A 5,948-nucleotide genomic window follows, 5' to 3' on the forward strand; every position below is an offset into this window, starting at 1 on the left:
TGGTCGTTGTTGTGTGAGTGCGAATGGTCGTTGTTGTGTGAGTGCGAATGGTCGTGCGAGTGTCCGTGACCATCACCGCCGCCGTGCGAATGACCGTGCCCGTCGTCGTGGTCGTGCCCGGCCTCGTCGTGAGCGCGGTCGTGGTGGTGATACTGGTGTTGGTGGCTGTGTTCGGCGTCGTCGCCGTCGCCGCCGTCGTCGGAGTCTCCCCCGTCGTCGCCGTCGGCGCGCAGGCGTCGGTGGTCGTCGCCGTGGCCCTCGCCGCGGGGGTCGCCGCCGTCGGTCTCCGCGAGGAGCACGTCCACCTTGGTCGCGAGGATGCCGTTTTTATCGACTTCGTGGATCCGGTAGGTCACGTCGAGGGCGTCTTCGACGGGCGAGAGGACGGACGGGTCGGCACCGGCGGCGACGAGCGCGCCGAGGAGCATGTCGCCGCTGGCACCCATCCGGCCGTCGAACGCGAGGAGTCGCATGCGTGAACCGTGGTGTTCGAGCGTAAAAACGCCAGCCATCGACGCGCCGACGCCTGTCCAGTCGGTAGGGATTAGTAGCCGCCCGCCCTACGCTGTGCTAGGCTGTAACCACGAGAGGACGGTGCCTCGGACCGACCGGGGAAGGACTTATCCGATGGCCTCTCACAGGTATCAGCATCCCCGCGAGGTAATCATGAACGAAGTCCAACTCGAAGTGGCGAAAGCGTACCCGAACGACTCGGGGCGCGGTATCGCCCGTCTTGATCCGGACACCTTGCTCCATCTCAAGCTCTCGCCGGGAGACATCATCGAGATCGAGGGAGGAAAAACGACCGCCGCGAAGGTGTGGCGGGCAGACCGGCAGGACTGGAACACGGATACGGTCCGTATCGACGGGTTCACGCGGCAGAATGCCGACGTGGGCATCGGAGAACGGGTCACTATCCGCAAGGCAGAGGCCACGAAGGCCGACAAACTCGTGCTGGCGCCGCCCGAAGAGGCGAGCGTCCAGTTCGGGTCTGACGCGGCCGGCATGGTCAAACGGCAGATTCTCAAGCGGCCTGTGGTCGAACGCGACATCGTCCCGGTGATGTCGAGTACGAACCACCCGTTCATGCGGTCGCCCGGACAGGCGATTCCGCTCATCGCCGTCGAGACGAAGCCGGAGGGCGTCGTCCTCGTCACCGAGGACACCGACGTCGAACTCCGCGAGGAGCCCATCTCCGGCTTCGAGAAGGCCGGCGGCGGTATCACCTACGAGGACATCGGCGGCCTGACCAACGAGATTCAGCGCGTCCGCGAGATGGTCGAACTGCCGATGAAACACCCCCAGATATTCAAGAAACTGGGCATCGAGCCCCCGCAGGGGGTGTTGCTCCACGGCCCGCCGGGCACCGGGAAGACGCTTCTCGCTCGCGCGGTCGCCAACGAGACCTCGGCGAGTTTCTTCTCTATCGCAGGGCCGGAAATCATCTCGAAGTACTACGGCGAGTCCGAACAGCAACTCCGCGAGATATTCGAGGACGCCAAAGAGGAGTCGCCGAGCATCATCTTCATCGACGAGCTCGACTCCATCGCGCCCAAGCGCGAGGACGTGACCGGCGAGGTCGAACGCCGGGTCGTCGCCCAACTCTTGACGATGATGGACGGGCTCGAAGCCCGCGGACAGGTCATCGTCATCGCGGCGACGAACCGTGTCGATTCGGTCGACCCCGCGCTCCGCCGTCCCGGTCGGTTCGACCGCGAAATCGAAATCGGCGTGCCGGACGAGGAGGGCCGCAAGGAAATCCTCCAGATTCACACCCGCGGCATGCCGCTTTCGGACGACGTCGACCTCGACGACCTCGCCGACGACACCCACGGCTTCGTCGGTGCCGACATCGAGGCGCTGACGAAGGAAGCCGCGATGAAGGCGCTTCGGCGCTACCTCCCCGAAATCGACCTCGACAGGGAGGACATCCCGCCGAGCCTCATCGACCGCATGGTCGTCAAGAACGACGACTTCGGCGGCGCGCTCGGCGAGGTCGAACCCTCGGCGATGCGCGAGGTGCTCGTCGAGATCCCGAAGGTGACGTGGGAGGACGTGGGCGGTCTCGAAGGGCCCAAACAGAAGGTCCAAGAGAGCGTCGAGTGGCCGCTGACGACCCCCGAGAAGTTCGAGCGGATGGGTATCGAGGCCCCGAAGGGCGTGCTCCTCTACGGGCCGCCCGGCACGGGCAAGACCCTGATAGCGAAGGCCGTCGCCAACGAGACCAACGCGAACTTCATCTCGGTGCGCGGCCCGCAGCTGCTCTCGAAGTGGGTCGGCGAGTCGGAGAAGGCGATTCGGCAGACGTTCCGCAAGGCGCGGCAGGTCTCGCCGACCATCATCTTCTTCGACGAGCTTGACGCGCTCGCCCCGGCCCGCGGCAACGACATGGGCAACAACGTCTCCGAGCGCGTCGTCAACCAGCTCCTGACGGAGTTAGACGGCCTCGAAGACGCAGGCAACGTCATGGTCATCGCGGCGACCAACCGCCCGGACATGATCGACCCCGCGCTCATCCGCTCGGGCCGGTTCGACCGCCTCGTGCTCATCGGCCAGCCCGAAGAGGAGGGCCGCGAACAGATTCTCGACATCCACACGCAGCGGAGCCCACTCGCCCCCGACGTGAGCCTCCGCGAAATCGCGGAGATAACCGACGGCTACGTCGGCTCCGACCTCGAATCCATCTGCCGCGAGGCGGCCATCGAGGCGCTCCGCGAGGACTCCGACGCCGAGGAGATCGAGATGCGCCACTTCCGCAAGGCGATGGAGTCGGTTCGGCCGACCATCACCGAGGAGCTGATGCGCTACTACGAGGACATCCAAGACCAGTTCAAGGGCGGGTCCCGCGAGGGCCTGTCGCCCGACACCCGCGACGGCGGCCGCATCGGCTTCCAGTAAGCTGGGGGCGGCTCTTCGGGTTTTTTCGCTGCGCAAACCGTGTCAGCCAGCGGCTTTGATTTGGGCGCACATCCAGAATGACAACCAGAAAACATACTTCGGGGCGTCGTCAGTACAGTTGTGTGTCCGCCCACATCGACCGACGGCTCACCAGCGGGTTCCTCGTCGTCTGCGCTGGTGCCCTCGCGCCCCACATCGCCGAAGCATTACTGGCGCACCGCCTATCGCTTGAGGGGATGCCCGTGGTGTACGGCACGCTCGGCATTTCGCTCGTCGCGGCCGCCGCCGCAGCCTGGTACGCGTCAGCGTACTCGCTGAAGTACGTCCTGCTCTACAGTGCTGTGGCTGTCGGAACTGCGGGGCTGATGTTCGGGTATCTGTTCATGCAGACGTCCGCCTGACCCGTTCGGAAAATGCGGAGAACGCCGGGATTCGGTCTGACCCGCGTTGACCGACCCGCGGCCGACCGAGCCACCCGAGCGCCGACGTGCCTCAGAACAGCAGCGAGTCGTCGTTGTCTATCATGTAGAGCGTCCGCGCCGCGACGTTGACGGCGTGGTCGCCGATGCGTTCGAGGTCGCGCACCGTCAGCAGGAGGCGGCGCACGTCGACGAGCGCGGTCTCGGGTTCGAGGTCGCCGTCGCCCTCGAAGTCGTCGCCGCTCATGAGGTCGCGGACGATGCTCTGCGACGCGTTGTCACACATCGTGTCGAGGCTGTCGTCGCGCTCCGCTACGGACTGACAGAGGTCGGTGTCTTCGGTCTCGTAGGCGTCCATCGCCTGGTCGACCATGTCGAGTGCGGCGTCGCCGATGCGGCGGATGTCGACTTCGGTGTAGACGTCGTTTTCGGCGTCGATGGCGTACTGCGCGAGGTTGGTCGCGAGGTCGCCGATGCGTTCGAGGTCGGTGATGATCTTGAACGACGCCGCGATGAACCGCAGGTCGCCCGCGACTGGCTGTTGGAGCGCGAGCAGGTCGATACAGTCCTGCTCTAAGTCGAGGTAGATGCGGTTGATTTCGTGGTCGCCCTCGATGACTTCCTGTGCCTTCCGCTCGTCTTTGTCTTCGAGCGCGTCGAGGGCGTGCCGAACTCGCTCCGAGACGAGTTCGCTGAGATACAACACGTCCTCTTCGAGCTGATTGAGGCGAGACTGGTACGTGTTTCTGGCCATACGTGACGTTCCAACAGGCGAAGTGAAATTCCTTGTGATGGTTTCGGTGGTCGAGTCGCCGATACGTCCCGAACGACCGTGTCGAATGCGCGACGCCGAAACGCGGGCGTCGAGTCGGCGGTGCGAACCGAGGGTGGCACAAAACGAGCCACGAGCCTCGCGAGCGAGAACGGGTTATCCGAACTTACCGGTGATGTAGTCTTCGACGCGCTGGCTCTCGGGGTTCTCGAAGATTTTCTGGGTGTCGTCGAATTCGACGAGTTCGCCGCCCGTGAGGAAGACGGCGGTCTTGTCGGAGATACGCGCCGCCTGTTGCATGTTGTGGGTGACGATAACGACGGTGTAGTCCTCGGCGAGTTCCTCGACGAGGTCTTCGATTTGCGAGGTCGCCACGGGGTCGAGCGCCGATGCGGGCTCGTCCATGAGCAGCACCTCGGGGTCGGTGGCGATGGCGCGGGCGATACAGAGGCGCTGTTGTTGGCCGCCGGAGAGGTCGAGACCGGACTCGTGGAGGCGGTCTTTCACCTCGTCCCAGAGGGCGGCGCGCTTGAGCGACTCCTCGACGACCTCGTCGTAGTCGGCGTCGATACCCTGAATCTTCAGGCCGTAGACGACGTTCTCGTAGATGCTCTTCGGGAACGGGTTCGGCTTCTGGAACACCATGCCGACGCGGCGGCGGAGCGCGACGGGGTCGACGTCATCGTCGTAGACGTTCTTGCCGCGGAGCGTGAGTCCCCCTTCGACGCGGGCGACGTCGATGAGGTCGTTCATGCGGTTGATACAGCGGAGGAACGTGGACTTCCCGCAGCCAGAGGGACCGATCATGGCGGTCACGCTGTTCTCGGGGATGTCCATCGAGATGTCGGTGAGCGCGTGGTCGTCGCCGTACCAGACGTTGATGTTATCCGAGCTGATGACGGTCTCGGCGTCCCGCCCCACCGAACTCTCCGACGCAGAGAGCCCGTCGCTCACGTCGGTTTCGACGAGCATCTCGTCGTTCGTCGGGTCCTCTGTTCCGTTCATGGCTTGCTGTTCTCCCTCGGGTGCTTTGTCTCTTTGGCTCATTGATGGTGTTCAGTTTTCACTTTCGAACTTGTTGCGCAGGACGATGGCGATGGAGTTCATCGCGAGGAGGACCGCCAGGAGGACGACGACGCCCGCCGGGACGGCCTTCGTGTAGAAGTCCTCGCTGGCGAACAGGCTGGACCACGCGTACACCTGCAGGGGCATCGCGCTCACCTTCGAGGAGAGCTCCGTCGGCAGGTTGAAAAGCACGTTCGGCGCGCCGATCATGATGAGCGGCGCGGTCTCGCCGATAGCCCGGCCGAGCGCGAGGATGGTTCCGGTCAGGATGCCGGGGAACGCCTCCGGGAGGACGACGTTCTTCACGGTCTGCCAGCGCGTCGCGCCCATCCCGTATGACGCCTGCCGCATGTCGCCGGGCACGGCCCGAATCGCCTCGCGCGAGGAGATGATGACGATGGGCAGGATGAGGAGCGCGAGCGTCGCGCCGCCGATGAGGACCGTCCCCGTCGGCTGGCCGAGGTAGGTGACGAACACGCCGAGTCCGAGCAGTCCGTAGACGACCGAGGGGACGCCGGCGAGGTTCGAGATGTTCACGTCGATGAATCGGGTGAAGGCGTTGTCGGGGGCGTACTCTTCGAGATACACCGCCGCGCCGACGCCGAGCGGGAACGAGAGGGCGGCGACCGTCGCCATCAGCAGGATGGAGCCGCCGATGGCCGGATAGAGGCCGGCGTTCTCCGCGGTCCCGCTGTGGGCGCTCGTGAGGAACTGCCAGTCGACCCACGACTGCGGGCCGGCGAAGCCGAGCGCGTCGACCGCGACCGCGCCGACGAGCGAGCCGCCGATGACGG

6 protein-coding genes are annotated in these 5,948 nt (G+C 65.1%); 2 read left to right on the forward strand and 4 right to left on the reverse strand.

All coding sequences use genetic code 11. The features are described 5' to 3' along the window. Window positions 1–473: nickel insertion protein (larC, locus tag NKF06_RS19350; RefSeq protein ID WP_253246345.1), on the reverse strand; the 473-nt coding region annotated here is incomplete at its 3' end. Between the two features lie 193 nt (window positions 474–666). Between larC and NKF06_RS19355 the strand changes: the two genes are divergently transcribed. After that, window positions 667–2,898, forward strand: coding sequence for a CDC48 family AAA ATPase (locus NKF06_RS19355; protein WP_058827677.1), 2,232 nt, complete (start codon window positions 667–669; stop codon window positions 2,896–2,898). A 122-nt stretch (window positions 2,899–3,020) separates the two neighbouring features. Further along, window positions 3,021–3,299 (forward strand): hypothetical protein, encoded by a 279-nt coding sequence (locus NKF06_RS19360; RefSeq protein WP_058827678.1) that lies wholly within the window; start codon window positions 3,021–3,023, stop codon window positions 3,297–3,299. 91 nt (window positions 3,300–3,390) lie between these two features. On the opposite strand, the gene phoU is transcribed toward NKF06_RS19360, so the two are convergent. The 3 genes from phoU to pstA form a co-directional block, all read right to left on the reverse strand. Next, a complete protein-coding gene (phoU, locus tag NKF06_RS19365; RefSeq protein WP_058827679.1) occupies window positions 3,391–4,071 on the reverse strand; it encodes a phosphate signaling complex protein PhoU in 681 nt (226 codons plus the stop codon). Window positions 4,072–4,245: 174 nt separating this feature from the next. Continuing rightward, a complete protein-coding gene (gene pstB / locus NKF06_RS19370; protein ID WP_058827680.1) occupies window positions 4,246–5,094 on the reverse strand; it encodes a phosphate ABC transporter ATP-binding protein PstB in 849 nt (282 codons plus the stop codon). A 51-nt stretch (window positions 5,095–5,145) separates the two neighbouring features. Beyond that, a partial coding sequence (pstA, locus tag NKF06_RS19375) for a phosphate ABC transporter permease PstA (RefSeq protein ID WP_253246346.1) occupies window positions 5,146–5,948 on the reverse strand: 803 nt, incomplete at its 5' end.

It is taken from the genome of Haloferax sp. AB510 (assembly GCF_024136985.1).
Taxonomy (GTDB): Archaea; Halobacteriota; Halobacteria; order Halobacteriales; family Haloferacaceae; genus Haloferax.

Bases quoted from the DNA above. Each gene is read 5' to 3' on its own strand.
- NKF06_RS19355 (WP_058827677.1), top strand. From the start codon at position 667: ATGAACGAAGTCCAACTCGAAGTGGCGAAAGCGTACCCGAACGACTCG.
- phoU (WP_058827679.1), bottom strand. From the start codon at position 4,071: ATGGCCAGAAACACGTACCAGTCTCGCCTCAATCAGCTCGAAGAGGAC.
- pstB (WP_058827680.1), bottom strand. From the start codon at position 5,094: ATGAACGGAACAGAGGACCCGACGAACGACGAGATGCTCGTCGAAACC.